The organism is Streptomyces sp. NBC_00872 (genome assembly GCF_045161915.1).
Taxonomy (GTDB): Bacteria; Actinomycetota; Actinomycetes; order Streptomycetales; family Streptomycetaceae; genus Streptomyces.
The window spans coordinates 5,880,814-5,900,455 of the sequence record NZ_CP108806.1; the positions used below are offsets into that span (position 1 = coordinate 5,880,814).

At 67.6% G+C, this 19,642-nt stretch carries 19 protein-coding genes; 11 read left to right on the forward strand and 8 right to left on the reverse strand.

Annotated elements, in window-relative coordinates; genetic code table 11:
* The first annotated feature begins 92 nt into the window (after positions 1 to 92).
* Positions 93 to 1,736: a DUF445 family protein gene (locus OG214_RS25290; protein WP_405986034.1), complete on the forward strand. Its 1,644-nt coding sequence runs from the start codon at positions 93 to 95 to the stop codon at positions 1,734 to 1,736.
* Positions 1,737 to 1,862: 126 nt separating this feature from the next.
* Here OG214_RS25290 and OG214_RS25295 read toward each other — a convergent pair whose 3' ends face one another.
* A complete protein-coding gene (locus OG214_RS25295; protein ID WP_405986035.1) occupies positions 1,863 to 2,201 on the reverse strand; it encodes a hypothetical protein in 339 nt (112 codons plus the stop codon).
* A gap of 177 nt (positions 2,202 to 2,378) precedes the next feature.
* Between OG214_RS25295 and OG214_RS25300 the strand changes: the two genes are divergently transcribed.
* Positions 2,379 to 3,362, forward strand: coding sequence for a hypothetical protein (locus OG214_RS25300; protein WP_405986036.1), 984 nt, complete (start codon positions 2,379 to 2,381; stop codon positions 3,360 to 3,362).
* On the opposite strand, the gene OG214_RS25305 is transcribed toward OG214_RS25300, so the two are convergent.
* Positions 3,343 to 3,690, reverse strand: coding sequence for a Scr1 family TA system antitoxin-like transcriptional regulator (locus tag OG214_RS25305; RefSeq protein WP_405986037.1), 348 nt, complete (start codon positions 3,688 to 3,690; stop codon positions 3,343 to 3,345). The two genes, OG214_RS25300 and OG214_RS25305, sit on opposite strands and share 20 nt — an antisense overlap.
* Positions 3,691 to 3,709: 19 nt before the next feature.
* Between OG214_RS25305 and OG214_RS25310 the strand changes: the two genes are divergently transcribed.
* Positions 3,710 to 4,207: an ATP-binding protein gene (locus OG214_RS25310; RefSeq protein WP_405986038.1), complete on the forward strand. Its 498-nt coding sequence runs from the start codon at positions 3,710 to 3,712 to the stop codon at positions 4,205 to 4,207.
* A 167-nt stretch (positions 4,208 to 4,374) separates the two neighbouring features.
* Here the strand turns inward: OG214_RS25310 and OG214_RS25315 are convergent, their stop codons facing one another.
* On the reverse strand, positions 4,375 to 5,160 hold the full coding sequence (locus OG214_RS25315) for a hypothetical protein (protein WP_405986039.1): 786 nt from the start codon (positions 5,158 to 5,160) through the stop codon (positions 4,375 to 4,377).
* Between the two features lie 267 nt (positions 5,161 to 5,427).
* Here OG214_RS25315 and OG214_RS25320 point away from each other — a divergent pair, with 267 nt between their 5' ends.
* From OG214_RS25320 to OG214_RS25335, 4 genes are all read left to right on the forward strand, one after another.
* Positions 5,428 to 6,129 (forward strand): hypothetical protein, encoded by a 702-nt coding sequence (locus OG214_RS25320; RefSeq protein WP_405986040.1) that lies wholly within the window; start codon positions 5,428 to 5,430, stop codon positions 6,127 to 6,129.
* Between the two features lie 17 nt (positions 6,130 to 6,146).
* On the forward strand, positions 6,147 to 7,574 hold the full coding sequence (locus tag OG214_RS25325) for a ParB N-terminal domain-containing protein (RefSeq protein ID WP_405986041.1): 1,428 nt from the start codon (positions 6,147 to 6,149) through the stop codon (positions 7,572 to 7,574).
* Positions 7,571 to 9,388 (forward strand): DEAD/DEAH box helicase, encoded by a 1,818-nt coding sequence (locus tag OG214_RS25330; protein WP_405986042.1) that lies wholly within the window; start codon positions 7,571 to 7,573, stop codon positions 9,386 to 9,388. Before OG214_RS25325 ends, OG214_RS25330 begins: the two co-directional genes overlap by 4 nt.
* A gap of 144 nt (positions 9,389 to 9,532) precedes the next feature.
* Positions 9,533 to 10,807, forward strand: coding sequence for a DNA cytosine methyltransferase (locus tag OG214_RS25335; protein WP_405986043.1), 1,275 nt, complete (start codon positions 9,533 to 9,535; stop codon positions 10,805 to 10,807).
* Here the strand turns inward: OG214_RS25335 and OG214_RS25340 are convergent.
* The 3 genes from OG214_RS25340 to OG214_RS25350 all read right to left on the reverse strand — a co-directional run bounded on the left by OG214_RS25340 (position 10,781) and on the right by OG214_RS25350 (position 14,183).
* Positions 10,781 to 11,272 carry a very short patch repair endonuclease gene (locus OG214_RS25340; protein WP_405986044.1) on the reverse strand — a complete coding sequence of 164 codons (492 nt, stop codon included), beginning with the start codon at positions 11,270 to 11,272 and terminating at the stop codon, positions 10,781 to 10,783. The two genes, OG214_RS25335 and OG214_RS25340, sit on opposite strands and share 27 nt — an antisense overlap.
* Positions 11,273 to 11,521: 249 nt before the next feature.
* Positions 11,522 to 12,523, reverse strand: a complete 1,002-nt coding sequence (locus tag OG214_RS25345; protein ID WP_405986045.1) for an SEC-C metal-binding domain-containing protein — start codon at positions 12,521 to 12,523, stop codon at positions 11,522 to 11,524.
* A 292-nt stretch (positions 12,524 to 12,815) separates the two neighbouring features.
* A complete protein-coding gene (locus tag OG214_RS25350; RefSeq protein WP_405986046.1) occupies positions 12,816 to 14,183 on the reverse strand; it encodes an MFS transporter in 1,368 nt (455 codons plus the stop codon).
* A gap of 381 nt (positions 14,184 to 14,564) precedes the next feature.
* Between OG214_RS25350 and OG214_RS25355 the strand changes: the two genes are divergently transcribed.
* From OG214_RS25355 to OG214_RS25370, 4 genes are all read left to right on the forward strand, one after another.
* On the forward strand, positions 14,565 to 15,095 hold the full coding sequence (locus tag OG214_RS25355) for a winged helix-turn-helix transcriptional regulator (protein ID WP_405986047.1): 531 nt from the start codon (positions 14,565 to 14,567) through the stop codon (positions 15,093 to 15,095).
* Positions 15,096 to 15,235: 140 nt separating this feature from the next.
* Complete coding sequence (locus tag OG214_RS25360; RefSeq protein ID WP_363079168.1) at positions 15,236 to 15,559, forward strand: DUF6412 domain-containing protein; 324 nt, start codon at positions 15,236 to 15,238, stop codon at positions 15,557 to 15,559.
* Between the two features lie 258 nt (positions 15,560 to 15,817).
* Positions 15,818 to 16,588, forward strand: a complete 771-nt coding sequence (locus OG214_RS25365) for a YidC/Oxa1 family membrane protein insertase (protein ID WP_405986048.1) — start codon at positions 15,818 to 15,820, stop codon at positions 16,586 to 16,588.
* A 347-nt stretch (positions 16,589 to 16,935) separates the two neighbouring features.
* Positions 16,936 to 17,796, forward strand: coding sequence for a fumarylacetoacetate hydrolase family protein (locus OG214_RS25370; RefSeq protein WP_363079170.1), 861 nt, complete (start codon positions 16,936 to 16,938; stop codon positions 17,794 to 17,796).
* 124 nt (positions 17,797 to 17,920) lie between these two features.
* Here the strand turns inward: OG214_RS25370 and OG214_RS25375 are convergent, their stop codons facing one another.
* The gene (locus OG214_RS25375; protein WP_405986049.1) at positions 17,921 to 18,436 is read right to left on the reverse strand and encodes a heme-degrading domain-containing protein; all 516 of its coding nucleotides are present in this window, start codon (positions 18,434 to 18,436) and stop codon (positions 17,921 to 17,923) included.
* Positions 18,433 to 19,536 (reverse strand): Gfo/Idh/MocA family oxidoreductase, encoded by a 1,104-nt coding sequence (locus tag OG214_RS25380; protein ID WP_405986050.1) that lies wholly within the window; start codon positions 19,534 to 19,536, stop codon positions 18,433 to 18,435. The genes OG214_RS25375 and OG214_RS25380 overlap by 4 nt, the downstream gene beginning before the upstream one ends.
* Between the last annotated feature and the right edge of the window lie 106 nt (positions 19,537 to 19,642).

Consider the following 19,642-nt stretch of genomic DNA (forward strand, 5'->3'; position numbering starts at 1 on the left):
AACTCGACGTGCGTCCCGGGAGTACCTCAGACAGAGACAATGCGTACGGGCGGGCCTGCGGGCACGGCACGTACGCGGACGGGTGGAGCGGAATGGAACGTACGGATCCGGAGAGAGCGGCGGAAGCAGGGAACGGCGGAGGCGGCACCGACGGCGGTGTCGGCCGTGACAGCCGTGTCGGTCGTGACGGCAGTGACAACGGTCACGGTCCGGGGCCTTCGGGTCCGTCCGCGCTGCCCGGCGGCTCGCCCGCGTCCGGCGCCTCCGACGCGTCCGGTGGGCGCGCCGGAACCGGTACGTCTACGTCCGACGGACCTGGTACGTCCACTGCTCCCACCACCTCCACCACTCCCACCGCCCCTGGCGCGTCCACCCCCGGCGCGTCCACCGCCCCCACCGCCCCCACCGCCCCCGGCGCGTCCGACGGATCCGCCGGACGCGGCAGGCGCTCCCCTTTGGGCGCCACCCTCGGCTCCTTCTCGTACACGGCCGCCGACGAGGAGAAACGGCGCGGCGTCCGCCGTATGAAGACCACCGCAACCGGTCTGCTGCTGCTGGTGGCCCTGATCTATGTCCTCGCCACCTGGGCGAAGAACTCCGGCGCGGGCGGCTGGACGGGCTATGTCGCCGCAGCGGCGGAGGCGGGCATGGTGGGCGCGCTGGCCGACTGGTTCGCGGTGACGGCGCTGTTCCGTCACCCGCTCGGTCTGCCCATCCCGCACACCGCGATCATCCCGAACAAGAAGGACCAGCTCGGGGCCTCGCTGGGCTCGTTCGTGGGGGAGAACTTCCTCTCGGCCGAGGTGGTACGGACCCGGCTGCGCGCCCTCGGTATCGGCGGCCGGCTCGGCACGTGGCTGGCCGAACCAGCCCATGCCGACCGTGTCACCGCCGAGCTGTCCACGGCGCTGCGCGGCGCGCTGAGAGTGCTGCGGGACTCCGACGTACAGGCGATCGTCGGCGAGGCGATCACCCGCCGCGCGGACGCGGCCGAGGTCGCGCCGGGTCTCGGCAAGACCCTGGCGAGAATCGTCACCGACGGTTCGCACCATCGCGCGGTCGATCTGATCTGCGTCCGCGCGCACGACTGGCTGGTGGAGCACGCGGACTCGGTGATGGACGCGGTGCAGGGCGGTGCGCCGGGCTGGACGCCGCGTTTCGTCGACCGCAAGGTCGGTGACCGCGTCTACAAGGAACTGCTGCGCTTCGTCACCGAGATGCGCGACATGCCCGACCATCCGGCGCGCGGTGCCATCGACCGCTTCCTGCGGGACTTCGCCGTGGACCTCCAGTCGGACACGGAGACCCGGGCCAGGGTCGAGCGGCTGAAGTCGGATCTGCTGGCACGCCCCGAGGTGCAGGACATCATCGCCTCCGCCTGGGCGTCCATACGCGCGATGATCATGTCCGCGGCGGAGGACGACCGGAGCGAACTGCGTCTGCGCGCGCGTGCCTCGCTGCTCTCCCTGGGCGCGCGGCTGGCGACGGACGGCCGGCTCCAGGGCAAGGTGGACGGCTGGATCGAGGACGCGGCGGGGTATGTCGTCTCCACGTACCGCGGTGAGATCACATCCCTGATCTCGGACACCGTGCGGAGCTGGGACGCGGCCGACACATCGAAGAAGATCGAGGCGAATATCGGCCGTGACCTCCAGTTCATCCGGATCAACGGCACGGTGGTCGGCGCGCTCGCGGGCCTGCTGATCTATACGGTGGCGCACGCGCTGGGCGCGTGATCCGGACCCTGTCGTCCGCTCACGCGCCCAGCCACCATGGGGGAGTTGCCCTTGAATACGGAGGGCGGGGCGGACCCGTTCAGCGGCGCCCGGAAGAGACTTCTTTCTTCCTTCCCTCGTCTTCTCTCAGCCGGCCGCGCGGCGGGTCACCGTCCAGGACGCGGCGGCGACGGCGCCCGCCACGGTGAGGACGGCGGGCCAGGCTCCGATCTTCTTGGCCAGCGGATGCGAACCGGCGAAGGCGGCGACGTACGCGGCGCTCAGCCCCACCGCGGTCTTCGTCCCGCCGGTCCGCTGCCACTGGCGGGCGGCCACGGCGCCCGCGGCGGCGAGGGCGACACCGCCGAGGGGACGCTTCTTGGTCCACCGGGCGATCCCGTACCCCCCGACGAGCCCGCCCGCCGCCGCACCCGCGGCCACGGCCGCCGGTGGGATCCTCACGGGTGTCGCTGCTGCCGTTGCCATTGTCTGCCGCCTTCGCCGCTCTTCAGGTCTCCTGACATGACCGAGCCTAACCAGGACGGCATGAGCCGGAGGGGCATGAGCCGGACGGTATGCCCGGAACGCAACCGAGGACACAAGAGACCGTCACAGCTCATCGGCGCGTGTCCACTTCCCACCGGGCGCGGGCAGTGAACCCCCATGCCCAGGACCACCGCCGCCGACGCGGCCATCGCTCATCTGTCCCGTACGCAAATGCGCCTGGCGACGTCCGGCCAGCTACGGGCCACCGGCCTCGCCGCCAGTACCGCCGCCCGCCGCTGCGCGCCGGGCGGACCCTGGCAGCGGCTGCTGCCCGGCGTCGTCCTGATACAGACCGGCGAACCTGATCCACGCCAGCGGCTGCTCGCCGCGGTGCTCTACGCGGACGCCGGGACGACCGCCCTCTCCGGTAAGAGGGCGGTCCTGACGGGCGAGGCGGCACTGTCGCTGTACGGAGTGCGGGGTGCGACGGCTGGACGGGCCGACGTCCTGATCGGCGCGCGCCGCGGTCTGCGGGACAGATCGTATGTACGCCTGCGCCGCACGAGCCGCTGGCCGCCGACCCTGCTGGTCAACGGCATCCCCTGCGTACGGCCGGTCCGCGCGGCGTCCGACTTCGCCGCCCACGAACCGTCCACGGAACGGGTACGCGCGATCCTCGCGACGACGGTCCAGACATGCAGCTGCCACCCGGAGGACCTGCACGCCGAACTCCGCGCCTCGCACGCCCTGCGCAACCCGGCGGTCCGCGCGGTCCTGGACGAACTCCGCGCGGGCACCCGCTCCATCGCCGAGGGCCAGGCCCGCGACACCCTCCTCGCCGCCGGCCTCCCCCACCCCCTCTGGAACCCGCTCCTCCTCACCCCCACCGGCACCTTCCTCGCCCGCCCGGACGCCTACTGGGCCCACGCCGGAGTGGCCCTGGAAGTCGACTCGGAGGAATTCCACCTGGGCGTCACCGCCTACCGCGCCACCCTCCGCCGCCGCCTCCTCCTGGAAGCTCACGGAGTGGACGTGGTGAGCGCGGTCCCGGCCCTCATCCGCGACCACCCCGAAGAACTGGTAGCCGCGGTCCGCACCAAACTCCACCACGCCAAATCCCGCCCCACCCTCCCGAACGTAATCATCCGCCCATACCTCTGACCACCCCACCCAAAAACCGCCCCCACGCATCCCCCCCCAAACACCAGCCGCCCCCACCGGAGTCCTTGGAATCCCGCACCGCAACCCCGCCAACCAGCAGCGCGGCCTCCACGCACTCGGTCGTATTGCCGCCGCTGTAGGAGGACTTGAACCATCGAAGAGCGCCTTTCGCGAACGGCAGGATCTGGAGCGTGATGTCCGGTGACTCGTTGGCCTCCAGCAGGTGGCTGAGCTGACGCCGCCGGGTCGTGGTCCTCGCTGACATGGGAGAAACCTTCCAATCGGAGCCGGTCATCCGCTGCTTCAGCCAACAGTTCAGTGACGGCACGGAGGGAGCGTCGGCACTTGTGGACGAGACGCAGCTCGGGGTGACCGAACTCGCGACGAACGTCGTGAAGCACGTCGGTGCGGGTGTTTCGTCAACGCTGGTCCTGCAGCCGGGGGCGGGCAGGCTGCGCATTGAGATGCATGACACGAGCCCTGTGCTGCCGGTGCTGAAACAAGCGGCCTGCGGAGAAGAGTGCGGCAGGGGACTGCATCTGCTGGCGGTGCTGGCGATGGACTGGGGTACGGTCGTCATCGCCACAGGCAAGGCAGTCTGGTGTGAATTCCCACTGGGCCGGCACGGGCAGTGCCTCAAGTCTGATCGCGCGTCAGCGATGCTGGCCGCGTACCGAACCCTTCCGGGTGTCCTGGCGACATCAGGTGGCGTCGGCCTGCCAGCTGCGGACGAGTCCCCGACCGATCTGATCGGGGACCTCCTCCACTGGGTAGCCGCTCGGGGCGGAGACCCGGACGCAGTACTCGACCGTGCCCAGATGCACTACGAGGCCGAAGCCACGTAAGGCAGAGGCTTGATCGCAGTCACCACGTCCGGTGACGGATGTCGGGGCGTCGGCGCAGTCCGCTCTGCGGAACACGGATCGTGACGCAAAACCGTCTACTGCCAGCCGACCGTCAACGGAGCCGGCCGCGCAGGGTGATGACGGACCCTTAGCTCGCTGTTGTCGAGTCAAACGCCGGTGTCGGTCCCGGCCTGGCTGGTAGCTGCACGCAGGACCACGGCCACGTCGTTCATCAGTCCCTGCTCGTGCAGTTTCAACGCCATCCAGAGGACGTCACCCTCCCGGCGCTCCCGGCCGTAGACGTGCAGCAGGGTATCCGCGAGTTGATCGCGCTTCTCGGCGCGGAGAATCTTGGCGGACATGGCGCCTTCCACGGGAGTCAGAGTGCCCACAGTGTCGAGCAACATCGCCAGAGCGGCGCCCGGATCGCCTGCATCTTGAAGACTCGCTGCTTGCTTGGCGATCTGGCGGGCGGCGCGGACGTCGCTTGAGCGCCGCTGCCGGTCCCTCTCTCGTCGGGGGACCGGCAGCGGCGTTTCACGCCGCTGTGCAGTCGTGAGCTGCGCTCGAAGGCCGGCTTCGGCCGCCTTCAGCTCCTCGTTCTCTTTGGCCAAAGCGCGATTTCGCTGCCGCGTCTGACGACAGGTTCCGCAGCGAGTCGGCTCAGCGGAGCCATGGAGACTGAGTACTTGCTGCCGTGTCATGCCGCCAGGATTGTTGCCTGCCGTCGCCACGGCCAAGTCGTAAAGAGCCTCTACGAACTTCGCGTTCGGGAGCATATTGCCATTGAGGTAGCGCGAAATCTGCCCCTTCGTGACGGTGTGCCCCTTCTCTGTCAGGCGAAGCGCGGTTCCGGCCTGAGTGCACCTGCCCAGGCAGCTGTACAGCTTCTTCAACGCACGGACCAGTTCCAGCCTGCCTGGGGGCAGGTCTTCTCTGATCCTGGTGCCCACTTGTCCCGCTCGCACGATTTGCCTCCCCCTTTGGTGTGATGCCGCCGTGAAGACCGATTGTGCATGACGAGGCGGCGTGGTGTGTCGTTGGATGTTGTCGCGTTCGGGCGCAACATCCAAAAGACCTGGACATCCGAGTTGCTATAGGCAATGAATGGTTTCCCGGGGCAACCCGAGTCAGCGGCCGAAGGGGTGCGGTGTATATGCCGATTTGTGCTGCCCTGTGCGTCGTTGGCCTCGAACTGTGCTGTTGATCGGAGAGAAGGCATGGCAATGCTGCCATCGTGGCAGAACGGCAAACTTGGCGGTAAGGTGCGCGCCGGTCTCTGGCTGGAGACCGAGGTAGGGGAGGGCAACATCTTCACCAAAGCGCAGCTTCGCCAGGCTTTCCCTGAAGTCGCCCAGATCGACCGGCGTTTGCGTGATTTGAGGGATCACGGCTGGCGGATCGACACCAGTCGCGATGACCCGGCGCTGAAGCAGGAGGAGCAGCGCTATGTCACCAAGGGTGCGGAGGTGTGGATTCCGGGTCAGGCCAAGGTCGCGCGACACAAAGGTAGTCTGACCAGCCCTCAGCGCATTAAGGTCTGGCAGAGTGACAACTTCATGTGCCGCACCTGTGGAATCGGTGCAGGTGAGGAATACGAAGAGGGGAGTGATGTTCGGTCACAGTTGAATGTGGCAAGGCGAAAAGTTGTACTGCAGGACGGATCCACGGAAGTGCAGATGGTGACCGAGTGTAAGCGCTGTACGTCGGGGACCGCGGGCGAGGCGCCGGTCGATCTCGCGGATGTGCTCGGCAGGATCGATTCTCTCTCGCCTTTGGAGAAGCAGGCGTTGACGGCTTGGATCGCCGCAGACCGACGCACTCAGGGGTCCCTGGAGAAGCTGTGGGGGGCGTATCGGACCTTGCCGTCAGCCTCACGTGAGACTGTCCGTAAAGCAGTGGCCGACGAAGACAACCAGTGAACAGGATCGGGGAGAGCGTGTTCCGGGAATTTAATGATCCGCCAAGGGCGGATGAGTTCAGCGAGCTGATCAAGAAGCGGCTGGAGGAGGTAAAAGCATCGGGGGGCACCCGGGAAACGGTCACGATCGACTGGAACGACAAGGCCACGCACGTTGAGGTGATTGATCTTCCGCTCAGTAGCCTCTACTTCAATCCGGGGACACACCGTATCCGGGCGCAGCGCAGCCATGACCCTGCGAAGGACGGTGCGCTGGAGGACGATCCATGGAGTGTGGAGAGCCAGGACTACCTGAAATTCCTGCTGCAAGCGGAGCCTTCGAATCCGAATCGAAGGGACTCCGCGTTCGAGGCGCTGAAGGATAGCCTGGAGCAGTTCGGTCAGAACGATCCCGGCCTGGTCACGCACCACGGTGTGCTTGTCAATGGAAACACCCGCGCTGCCGCGCTGCGGGAGGCCGGTGCGCAGTCGATGCGGGTGGGAGTGCTGCCGGCTTCCTTCACCTGGGCGGACGTCAACGCTGTTGAGCTGTCACTACAGTTGCGCAAAGATCACCGGCGTGACTATTCGTATATCAACCGGCTGCTTGCCATGGAGGAACAGGCCGCACTGGGGCGAACGCCGGATGTCATTGCCAAGGAGTTCAGGGTTCAGGTCAAGACCTACCATCAGGAGCGCTGGATTCTCGGTACCATTCGCGAACTGATTGAGCGGAGCAGGAGTGGGGGCGGGGTTTCCCTGAGGCTGGTCGATTTTGAGTACGACCAGGAGAAGCTGAAGGAGCTGGAAAGGCTCTACAAGAAAGTTTCGGCGGCAGAGCCGGACGATGGCGAGATCGTCAAGGAACTGCGGCTGGCCGCTATCCTCCTGGACTTTTCTAAGACGGATGTACGTCATATCGACGAGTATTTCGTGGAGAAAGACTATCTCGTTGCGGAACTGCCGCCCGGTCTCAGCGATCTCAGCTCCGGAGTGGAACAAGAGGCAGTAGCCGTACCCGGTCTGGGTGTGTCCGTGACTGGAGCATCCGCCCGCGTGGCTGCCGCGCGTGCACTCAACGATCAGATTCTGCGAGCCAAGGCCCTGGCGGGAAGTGCTGAGCCGGCCACGGAGGAGAAGCAGGCCGCTCAGAAGGTCTTTGACGAGGCGAAGGAGGCATTCGACAAGGCCATCGACGCCGCCGGCCGTGACGCCCGGGTGCGGAAGAGGAAGCAGCTTGCACCCGCCCGGCTGGCGGACGCCTGCGCGGACATCGATCAGTGCGTGGTCGAGGTGGTCCAGGCGCGCGCGGCCCGGAGCCTCGACGAAGCGGCACTCGACGAAGCCGTGCTGAGGCTGCGGGAGAGTCTGCGGAAGCTTGCTCAGCAAGCTGGACGAGTCCAGGGGGAACCGGGTGACGGCGTTGCCTGGCTGGTAGAAGCCGTTGCCCCGAAGGAGACGCAGTGACCGACACCGCCGGGCAGGTGTCGTTGAACCTCGCGTTTGACGACACACGGACCAGGGTCATTCTCAGAACCACCGAAGACTACAGCGGAGATCTTGTTCAGCTGGCCGCCCGTTTCCGAACGGGCGGCCAGCTTGGCCGGCTGACCGCGATCGTCGATCTCGACGATCTGCTGAATAAGGTTGGCGAGATAGCGACCTGGCCGGATCCGTCGGGAGTGGCATGGGCGCAGGATCTCAGAAACCTGGTACTGGGGAATATTCAGGACGCTGAGAAGGTCAAATCCAGGCTTAGCGATCCAGGAAGCGAAAGGGAGGTCCATCCTGATGATGTCCCCGCGCTGCTCGGTGACCAGTGGATCGCGGAGCTTGGGGAATTTCAGCGCCGAGACATTGCCAAGCTGCTCTCGCTTCAGCATGGGGCAAACTTCAGCGTCCCTGGTGCGGGCAAGACAAGGGCTGCTCTTGGCGTCTACGCCGCACAGCGGGAGAAGGGCAACGTCAAACGGCTTCTCGTTGTCTGCCCGAAGTCCGCGTACGAGTCATGGCAGTACGAGACGGCGGTCTGCTTTCAGCACAGGCTTCGTACTCACGTGCTCGACGGGGCGACGGATCGCTGGGCGGAGGTGCTGATCGTCAACTATGAACGACTCGACCGTTCACTCGGGACGCTGGCGTCCTGGCTGAGAGCCGAGCCGAGCATGATCGTCCTTGACGAGGCACATCGGATGAAACTGGGAGTGCGGGGCACATACGGGTCTGCTTGTATGGCACTTGGTCCGCTGGCGACAAGGCGGCTGATTCTCACCGGTACGCCGGCGCCGAACGGGTCGAAGGACTTGGAGAGTCTGTTCGGTTTCGTGTGGCCGGGGCATGGCCAGCGGTCGGTTGAGCGCGCCGTTGCCGGAGGAGACCTGGCCTACGCCAGTGCGGCCCTGCAGCCTCTCTTCGCCCGGACGACCAAGCAGGAACTCGGACTTCCTCCCATGGACTTGAAGATGCGCTATGTAGATATGCCGCCTCTGCATGAGGAGATCTATGCTGCGCTGGTCGGGGGCGCGGACTCCAGAGGCGGGGCCGATGACCTGACCGCTCTTGGGCGAACGGCCTTGCGCTTGCTTATGGCTGCGACAAGTCCAGCCCTCCTGCTCGAAGGTGCAAGTCGCTATGAGCCGCTGGCGTATCAGCTTCCCCCCCTGGAGATCCCGAGAGGCCACTCACTCTACGCTCACATGCAGAATCTTCCTGATTATGAGCTCTCACCCAAGTACCAGGAAACGGCGGCGATTGTTGCCGAGAATGCCAGTCAGGGACGGAAAACACTGATCTGGACCACTTTTGTGCGGAGTCTCACCACTCTGGAACGACTTCTGGCGAAGTACAGTCCGGCAACTGTCTTCGGTGGAACGGCAGATCGTGAGGAGCAGCTCCGTCGCTTCCGGGAGGATCCGGCCTGCATGGTGCTTATCTCCAACCCGGCGACCCTGGGTGAGGGGATCAGCCTCCATCAGGTATGTCACGATGCGGTCTATGTCGATCGCGACTTCGTCGCGGGACGCTTCCTGCAGAGCTTGGACCGTATCCATAGGCTTGGGCTTCAACCTGGGACCGAGACCAGTGTCACAGTGCTTGCGGTCCGCAACACCGTTGACGAGGTCGTCGCCGCCCGCCTTGACCAGAAGCTTGAGTTCATGGGGAAGATCTTGGATGACCCCTCTGTTCAGCAGCTCTCGGACTTGGAGGAAGAGCCGGCTGTGGCGGCTGGACTAGCCCCCAGCGATGTGGAGGCGCTTCTGGCGCACGTGCGGGCAGGCTAGGGCTGGTGGCGTTGGCGGCCGCCGCATCCAGCGGTGGTCGCCTATGAGGTTATGCTGCAAGATCTCGGGTGAGGCGGCTGCTCATTGCTGCGCAGTCTGCGAGACTTGAGCAGACTTTTTCGCGCCATACACGAGGAGCAGCCGATGGCAGGCGATCACCCACGCCCGCAGAACGATAAGCCACTCACGTCAGTTGAGATCTGCGCGGGCGCAGGTGGGCAAGCCGTCGGTTTGCACCAAGCAGGTTTCCACCATCTGTCCCTCGTTGAGTGGGACCGTCACGCGGTGAACACTCTCAAGGCCAATGTCGGCGCCTGGCCTGGATGGGACGAGTCGAAGGTTGATGCCCTGGAGCCAGGCGATGTCAAGGACTTCCTCATTTCCCCGCAGTACCAGGAAATTAAAGATCGCGGCTTGAGAATTGACCTGCTGGCTGGTGGTGTTCCTTGCCCACCATTCTCGCTTGCCGGTAAGCGCCTTGGTGCCGATGATGAGCGGGATCTTTTTCCGGACATGCTTAAAATTGTTGCCGACATGAAGCCCAAGGCAATTATGATTGAAAACGTCCGTGGGATTCTTGAACCTCCTCATGTATTTCTTGAGTATAGGAGGAAAGTTATAAATGAGCTGTACGGACTGGGCTATGATGTGCCGTTGATCAAGACTTATTGGTCCGATGTCAAGCAGAATGCGGAGATGTCTCAAGTCTGGCGGAAGCTAGAGGCAAAAGATTTTGGTGTGCCTCAGTTGCGGCCTCGCGCAGTCCTTGTTGCCATTCATCGAGACTTCTCCCATGGGGTTGATTTCGTCTGGCCGATTCGGGCGCGTGCGGATAGTCTCTCTGTGTATGAAAAGCTTAAGCCTTCGATGCGTGAACGGTTCAACAAGTACTGGTCACTGAATAAGCATGGTCAGCCCTCGAAGAAGCGCGACGAGACTGGGGAATATCATTTTGACCAATGGCAGGATCGTGCGCTGAAGGCTCTTTCGGCTGGTATTGACGTAGCGCCGACTCTCGTTGGTGGTTCTCGGAAACATGGTGGCGCTGACCTGGGCCCTAGCCGGGCGAAGCAGGCTTGGGCGGCGCTCGGCGTTGACGGCAACGGAGTTGCCAACGACATAGAGCAATGTGATCCGGCGCGTGACCTGTTTCGGCCGAAGGGTCCCATGCTTACCGTGGAACAAGCCGCGATCATTCAGGGGTTTCCGACTGAGTGGGAATTTCAGGGCGGCAAGACCGCGCGATACCGGCAGGTGGGTAATGCCTTTCCGCCGCCTGTAGCCGAAGCGGTCGGCCGGGCGATCGCTGCCGTATTGAGGCCGGAGCTCCGTTCTAAGCTACTGGAAAGCTATGTAATGGACGACGGGACGGCTCCCGCTGGAGCGTCAGATTCAGAAGATCAGCCTGTGATCTTTTAGATGCTTGTTCTTCTCTAGGTTGGTTCTGCGGGAAAGGACCGTGGCTGCTACCTTCTCTGCGCAGTCAGTTGGCGACTCATGCTCCCAGAAGCGGAGAGCTAGCCATCCGGCGGCAGCAAGTTTTTGATCGGTGTCACGATCACGGTTGACATTGCGGAGCACCTTTTCGGACCAGTAGGCAGAATTGGTCTTGGGTGACACGTAGTGTTCTGGGCATCCATGCCAGTAGCAGCCGTCCACGAATACTGCGACCAGGGCGGGACGGAATACGAGATCAGCTGTCCGGCGTAGCTCGGGCAGTGGCCGGGCGCATACCCGGTAACGGAGACCTTGAGCGTGAATGAGGCGTCGAAGGGTCTGCTCCGGCTTCGTATCACGGCTGCGGATCGCCTGCATGTTGCGGCGGCGAGCTGCTGAAGAAGCCCAGGAGCCTGCTGGGGCATCCCACTCAACACTGTCTGGCATACGCTCAGAATATCTTCAACCTCTGGGCGGCTCCCTGGGTGAGCCGAACCCCAGCACGGGCAGGGTGCCCTGCCCGTGCTGCTCGCCTTACACGCGGCAGGATGAGCCGGCGGAGGGGCCTGGGCCATGGCTGATGACGGCCAAGAGCCCTTTGTGCGGCCCGAAGGGTGATCTTCATCGAGGGATCGACGACTGGACTTCGATCATCTGAGTCAGTTGGGTTTCCGCAGTGATCCGGAGACGCTACGCCTAGCCCGGAACACCGTGGCAGTCGCGGTAGGGCTTGTCTGAGGTGCACCAGCAGGGGGCGTTGCGGGGTGGGGGCCAGGGGGTGGCTCGGCCTCGGGCGGCGAGGGTGGTGGCGTATTGGGGGAGCAGGGCGGTGTTGGAGGGGGAGGACTGTTCCGAGGCCGCGAAGGCCTCGTAGGAGGGGACCGTGGCCGTGACGATGCCCAGGTTGGGGGTGCCGGTGGCGGCCAGGTCGCGGAGGGAGGCCTCCAGTTGGGACAGATGGGCCTCGTGGGAGGGGTACTCGGTGGCCAGGGTGGGGTACGCGGTGAGGAGTTCGGTCAGTTCCGGCTGCGGCCAGTGGAGGACCGCCACGGGGAAGGGGCGGGACAGGGCCGTGCGGTAGGAGCCGAGTTCGGCGCGGAGGCGGGTGATCTCGGCCTGGAGTTCGGCGGGGTTGTCGGAGCCCAGGGACCAGAGGCGTTTGGGGTCGTGCAGCTCGTCCAGGGAGACCGTCGAGGGATGCACGCGGTCGGCGAGGGCGTCCCAGTCGTCATGGTCCAGGCCCAGCAGACGGCGGACGCGGTGGCGGCCGATCAGCAGGTTGTGGGTCGGGTAGGGGACCTCTTCGCCCGGGGTGAGCAGCAGATTGAGGGCCGTGGTGAAGGCGTCGTGGGCCGCGGGCAGTTCGTCGTGGGACTCCAGCGTCTCGGCCACGATCTCCCAGGGCGCCGGGTCCAGCGGGGCGGCGGAGCGCAGGCCGTCGATGATCGCGCGGGCCTCGGCCTCGTGTCCGTACTCCCAGAGGTTGGCGGCCTTGAGCGCCTTCACCAGGTGGGGGTGGCCGGGGGAGCCCGCGAGGAGGGTGTCGTAGAGGCCGGTGGCGCGGTCGCGGTCGCCGGCCAGTTCCAGATGGGCCGCGGCCTGGAGGAGCAGGGGCTCGTGATCCTCGGGGTACTGGGCCGCCGTACGCAGCAGGCGCTCGGCTTCCGTGGGGTGGTCGGCAGGCATGTCGGGGCGCATGGTGCACACCGTACTGCTGTACGGGATACGGGCGGAGGGGAGGCCGCGCCCGGTGCGGCCCCGCGGTCCTGACGTGCTCGGACGTCGCGCTCCGCCCGCTCCGGGCCGCTCCGTCCGCCTCGGGCCGCTCCGGCCCCTCCGGCCGCTCCGTCCGGTCCGGCTGCTCCTCCGCCTCCGGCCGCACCGTCCCGTCCGTCTGGTCCGGCCGCTGTCGCCGTTCGCGCCGCTCCTGCCCCGGTGAGCGGCGGTCCGGCTGCGCTGTCTCGTCGGTCTGTCCGCCGACGAGGCAGGGTCACGCCGTTGCGCGCGGGTGACGGCGTTCCCGTAGCGCCAGTACCGCCGCCGCGCCCACCAGCGTGAGGCCCGCCGAGACCAGGATCGCCAGGTCCGTGCCGTGTGCCGGATCGGCGACCGAGGTCGCCACCGCGATGATCAGCGCGACACCGGCCGACGAACCGAGATAGCGCGCGGTGTTGTTGGCGCCCGAGCCCATCGCGGCGCGCTCCGTCGGCACGGACTCGACGGACAGCCGGGGCAGCGCGGCGTTCAGCAGACCGCTGCCCACGCCCGCGACGAACAGACCGGGCACCAGACGTACCCAGGACCCGGCGTCCAGCGCGCCCAGCATCCCCAGCGCCCCCGCCGTGTGCAGTACGAAGCCCAGCGCCAGCTGATGGCGGGCCGCCACCCGGCCCGCGAGGCGCCGGGCCTGGAGAGCGACGAGAAAGGCCGTACCCGACCAGAGGAGGAAGAGCCAGGCCGCGCCGAGCGCCGACATATGGATGGTCTGCTGGAGCAGCGACGGCAGATAGCTCATCAGACCGATCACCGCGAGACCGGTGAACAGCGCGCCCGTCGACGCCGCCCCGAACAGCGGCCGGCGCAGCAGCCCCAGATCGATCAGGGGAGCGGCGGTGCGCAGTTCGATGACGGTGAAGACAGCGGTGAGGACGGCCGAGGCCAGCAGCAGGAGCAGGACGGGCGCCCGCAGCCAGCCGTCCCGCCCCAGGGTGAGCGCGCTCAGCAGCGCGGTGAAGGCCAGAGCGAGGGTGAGAGCACCCGAAACATCGGGTCGATTCCGGCGGGCGGCACGTGATTCCGCGAGTACGCGGACGCCGAGACCGGCGGTGACGAGTGCGGCCACGCCGAGCACGGCGTAGGTCAGCCGCCAGCCGGAACCGCTGGAGCCGTCCGCGCCGGAACCGCTCGGTCCGCTCACTCCGTTCAGGCCCCCGGCGAGTAGCGGGCCCAGGGCTATTCCCGCGCTGACGAACGCGCCCCACACCCCCGTCGCCCTGATCCTGGCCGGACCGGCCGGGAACGCGTGGACCAGCAGCCCGAGACTGCTCGCGATGATCGCCGCGCTCGCCGCGCCCTGCGCGACCCGGGCGAGTGTGAAGAGCAGCGTGCTGTCGGTGAGACCGCCGAGCGCGGTGGTGACACCGAGGGCGAGGGCGCCCAGAAGGAAGATCCTGCGCCTGCCGTAGTCGTCGGCGAGGCTGCCCGCGATCAGCAGAACGGCGGCGAGGCCGAGCGGAGCGCCGTTCAGCAGCCAGGCCTGGCCGGAGAGCGGGGTGCCGAAGGCCGCGCTCATGCTCGGGAGGGTGAGCAGCGGGGTCGTGTAGTTCATCAGGGCGATGGTGGTGGCCGCGCTGGTCACGGCGAGAGTGGCGCCGGGGCGCGGGGCAGCGGACGTGGTCCGCGGCGCCGGAGGTGCGGTCCGCGGGGCAGCGGGTGCGGTCGCGGTCGCGGTTGCACTCGCACTCGCGGTTGCGGTTGCGGTCGCGCTCGTGGTCGCGCTCGCCGTCCCAGCTCCCGTCGCCGTTGTGGACGCGGGCCGGTTCACGGGCTGGTGCGGGGGCTCGGGCTGAGCCTGGGCCATGACGTCTCGTCCCTTCGGTGGCGGATCCCCTTGGCGGCGGATCGGCGGATCGGCGGATCGGCGGCGGATCTCTAGGTTCGGTGAATGAACTCACCGCTGGCGCCGACCTTAGCAGCTGAAGGTTCATTCATTGAACCCAAATCTTGTTAAGCTGCTTCCATGGCTCTGGGCAAGGACTACGTGACGCAGCAGTGCTCGATCGCCCGCGCGCTGGAAGTCCTCGGCGAGCGCTGGACGCTCCTCGTCGTGCGCGACGCCTTCTACGGCATCCGCCGCTACAACGACTTCCTCGTCCATCTCGGCCTGCCCCGCGCCGTACTCGCCACCCGCCTCCAGACCCTTGAGCGCGCCGGTGTCCTGGAGAAGCGGCGCTATCAGGACTCCCCGCCGCGTGACGAGTACCTCCTCACCGACAGCGGGATCGACCTCTGGCCGATCGTGCGGTCGCTCGGCATGTGGGGCACCGCACATGTGGCGGGTACGAAGCAGCTGCGCGTGTTCACGCACTCCGACTGCGGTACGGAGCTGGGCTCGTACGGCGAATGCCCGGCCTGCGGTATGGGCGTGCCGCCCCAGGACGTGGAGCTGCTGCCGGGCGAGGGACTGGATCCGGAGCCCGACGATCCGGTGAGCCGGGCCCTGCTCCGGCCCCGCCGACTCCTTCAGCCCCTTGAGGTCGATCGTGTATAACGGCTGAAGCGGCATTTGTCGTACGAGCCGGACGAGCCGCGTCAGCGGTACGAGCCGCGTCAGCGGTACGAGCGGTACGGGCACGTCGCACCGGCCGCACGAGCGATCGGACGAGGACGACGGGACGAGAGGGGCAGGCCATGGTCCGCAGCGCGCTTCGGCTGCTGCGCCCCGCCGGGCTTCTGCTCTTCCTGCTCACCGAGGTCCTGCTCATCGACGCCGGCAGCCTCTCCGCCGCCGTCGCGCTCGCCGCCACCGCCGCCGTGGGCTCCGCCCTCGCCGTCTGCGCCGTCATCAGCGCGCGCTCCGTGCCGGCCCACCCGCACCACCGGGTACGAACGGCCATCCGCGACCGCGAGCAACGCACCGCCTTCCTGCCCCAACGGGATCCCGACGCCTCGGGCCGTACCCGTCCCCGAGCACCCGGCCGCCGCCCGGCGACGGCCGCGTGGGCGCAGGGGTAACAGGCGCAGGGGTAATACAGGAGTCATGAGGGGCAGCAGGGACAACGGGGGCTTGCAGCTCCCTGCGGAACGAAGCCCCCGCTCGCCCCCGCTCCCCCACACACACCTCCACGCGGGTCGTCACGCCGAATCGCCGCCTCATGGCGGACCGGCGGACCAGTCGCATCGCACGCGTGTCGGCACGTATCAGCGCGCGCGTATCGCGGCCGTCCGCTTCCCACCGGCACCGGCACGACGAGACCCCACGGAGGGCTCACCATGTCCGCTTTCATGTCCGTTTTCGCCGGCCTGGTCACAGGTCTGGCCGATCTGCTCCAGCCGCTCTTCCACACGGGGGCCGCCGCCGCGGCGATCGTCCTGTTCACCGCCTGCGTACGGCTCGCGGTCCACCCCCTCTCCCGCGCGTCCGCCCGTGGTCAGAAGGCCCGTACCAAACTCGCCCCGCAGATCGCCGCACTGCGCAAGAAGCACGGCAAGAACCCCGAGCGCATGCAGAAGGCGCTCATGGAACTGCACGCCAAGGAGAAGGTCTCGCCGCTCTCCGGCTGTCTGCCGAGCCTGGCGCAGATGCCGGCGTTCTTCCTGATGTACCACCTCTTCTCCAACCGGACGATCGGCGGCGAGCGCAACGAACTGCTCGGCCACTCCCTCTTCGCCGCGCCCCTCGGTGACCGCTGGACCGACGCCCTCGCGCACGGCGGGCTGTTCGGGGGAGCGGGGCTCGTGTATCTGGCGCTCTTCGCGATCATCGCCGGGGTCGCCACCTTCAACTTCCGGCAGATGCGGATCCAGCTCGCGAACGCGCCCGCGATGCCGGCCGGGCCCGACGGACAGCAGGTCCCCGGCATGGGCGCGATGACGAAGATGATGCCGCTGCTCTCCTTCGCGACACTCTTCACCGTCGGTGTGGTGCCGCTGGCGGCGGCGCTGTACGTGGTGACCAGTACGACCTGGACGGCGGTCGAGCGGTACTTCCTCTACTACCGGGGCATGCCGGTGGCGGGGGTGGTGCCGGCCACCGCGCGGTAGCCGCCGTGCCGTAGCCGCCGGGCCGCGGTGGCGCGGTGTAACCGCCGGGCCGAGGTGCCAGCCGTAACCGCCGCGCCGTAACCGCCGCGCTGCGGCCGCCCTACCGCAGCGCGGCGGACCGTAAGCGTTCGGCCGCTTCGAGGCGAGTGCCCGCCACCGCCGCGTAGGACGCGTGAGGGTGGGGATGGTCCTGGTGGGGGTGGTGACGGGAGCGGCGGGGGGCGGCTCGGGAGGTCCAGGGTGTGAACTGGGCCTTGCGGAGTGATCCGATGTCTTGGAGGATCAGCCAATCCCGCGATGGCCATGCCCATCGGCTTGGCAATGCTCGACCAGAGGGAGACAAGAGGATGAAGCTGCTGCGTGTCGGTACGGCGGGGGCGGAGCGCCCGGCGCTGCTCGATGAGGACGGGACGACCCTCAGGGATCTGTCCGCGCTGGTCACGGACATCGACGGGGCTCTGCTCGCCGACGAGGCCGCGCTCGACCGGATCAGGTCGGCCGCCGCCTCGGGCGAGCTGCCCGTGCTCGACGGTGACGGCGTACGGATAGGGCCCCCGCTCGGCCGGATCGGAAAAATCGTGTGTATAGGGCTGAACTACCACGATCACGCGGCCGAGACGGGTGTGGAGCTGCCGAGCGAGCCGATCATCTTCTTCAAGGCGCCGGACACAGTGGTCGGACCTGATGACACCGTCCTGGTGCCCCGGGGCAGCAGCAAGACCGACTGGGAGGTCGAGCTCGCGGTCGTCGTCGGACGGACCGCCCGCTATCTGGACTCGGCGGAGGAGGGCCTCGCGCATGTGGGCGGGTACGCGGTCTCGCACGATGTCTCCGAGCGCGAGTTCCAGATGGAGCGCGGCGGCACGTGGGACAAGGGCAAGAACTGCGAGACGTTCAACCCGCTGGGACCCTGGCTGGTGACGGCGGACGAGGTGCCGGACCCGCAGGCGCTGCCGCTCAGGCTCAAGGTGAACGGGAAACTCCAGCAGAACGGGACGACCGCCGACCAGATCTTCGGAGTGGGCGAACTCGTCCGGTACGTCAGCCAGTTCATGACGCTGTATCCGGGCGATGTCATCAACACGGGGACGCCGGCGGGGGTGGCGCTGGGCAAGCCGGAGCCGAAGCCGTATCTGCGGGCGGGCGATGTGGTGGAGCTGGAGATCGAGGGACTGGGCGCTCAGCGCCAGGAGCTGAAGGACGCGTAGCGCCTTCGTCGGGAGGCCCTGTCCGACGAGCGGGAGGAGTCCGGGGCGGAGGAGTCCGGGGCGGGGCGGGGCGGGGCGGGGCGGGGCGGGGCGGTGTGCCACCGCGACCGCCCCGGATACGGGATCAGCCGCGCAGCCGCTCCAGGGCCTCCACCACCATCGCGTGGTCCTCGGCCTGCGGCAGGCCCGAGACCGTGACCGTACCGACGATGCCCGCGCCCTCGACCGCGAGGGGGAACGAGCCGCCGTGGGCCGCGTAGAGATCCGGGTCGAGACGCGAGGCCTCCTCGAACGTGCTGCCCTTGGCGCGGAAGCGGGTGCCGACGAGGAACGAGCTGGCGCCGTACCGTTCCACGACCCGGCGCTTGCGGTCGATCCAGGCGTCGTTGTCCGCCGACGAGCCGGGGAGCGCGAAGTGGAAGAGCTGCTGTGCGCCCCGGCGGATGTCGATCGCCACCGGCGCGTTCCGCTCGCGCGCCAGCTCGACCAGCAGGGTGCCCAGGGCCCAGGCGTCGTCGTGGGTGAAGTGACGCAGGATCAGCCGGGCTTCCTGCGCTTCGAGTTCGGCGACCGTGGGCGAGGGGGCCGGCTCGGGCACGGGGTCCGGCCCGGGTGCGGGGTCGGGTACGGGGGTGCTCATGACTCGGTCTCCAGGGTGATGGTGGTGCCCTCGCGGGCCGAGCGGCGTGCCGCCTCCAGTACGTCGAGCGTCGACGCGGCCTCGTACGCCGTCACCGGGGGCGCGATGCCCTTGCGCAGTGCGGTGGCGATGCCCGCGTAGTAGGCCGGATAGTCGCCGGGCTCGGTCTCCACCGGGTAGCCGCCACCTGTCAGCGGTGACTCGCCCGCCCCGATCCGCCCCCACAGCGACTCGGGCTCCACACCCCAGCTCGTGTCGGCGCCCGGCCGTCTGCCGTCACGCAGGTCGGCCTCCTGCGGGTCGAGTCCGTACTTCACATAGCCGGCCGTCGAGCCGAGCACCCGGAAGCGGGGGCCGAGCTGGGCGGCGGTGGCGCTGACGTACAGATGGGAGCGGACACCGGTGGTGTGGGTGATCGCGATGAAGGTGTCGTCGTCGGCCGCGGCGCCGGCACGGCGTACGTCCGCCTCCGCGTACACCCGTTCCGCCGGACCGAACAGGACCAGCGCCTGGTCCACGACATGGCTGCCGAGGTCGTAGAGCAGCCCGCCGATCTCCTCGGCGGCGCCCGACTCGCGCCAGCCGCCCTTGAGCTGGGGACGCCACCGCTCGAAACGGGATTCGAAGCGCTGTACGTCACCGAGCCGGCCGGTGTCGATGAGCCGGGCGAGGGTGAGGAAGTCGTTGTCCCAGCGGCGGTTCTGGAAGACGGAGAGCAGCAGCCCGCGCTTCTCGGCGAGCGCGGCCAGTTCGCGTGCCTCGGCGGCGGTGCCCGCGACGGGCTTGTCCACGACGACGGGCAGTCCGGCCTTGAGCGCGGCTGTCGCGAGCGGGACGTGTGTCTTGTTGGGGGAGGCGATGACGATCAGGTCGAGCGCGTCGGCGCGCTCCCACAGCTCGTCCGGCGACGCCGCGAACCGTATCCCCGGGAATTCGGTGCGCGCCTGCTCCCGGCGCTCCGGGTTCGCGGTGACGACGGTGTCGAGGACGAGCCCGTCCGTGGCGGTGATCAGCGGGGCGTGGAAGACGGAGCCCGCGAGGCCGTAGCCCACGAGTCCGACACGCAGAGGGGGGCCGGTGCGGGCGCCAGTCAAGGTCATGGCACCACTTAAGCAACGGCGTTGCCAAAGTGCAACCACGGGGGACAATGGCGGACGTGGAGAGAAGAAACGGGGATGTCGGGGGAGTGGCCGGGAGCGGGGCGGG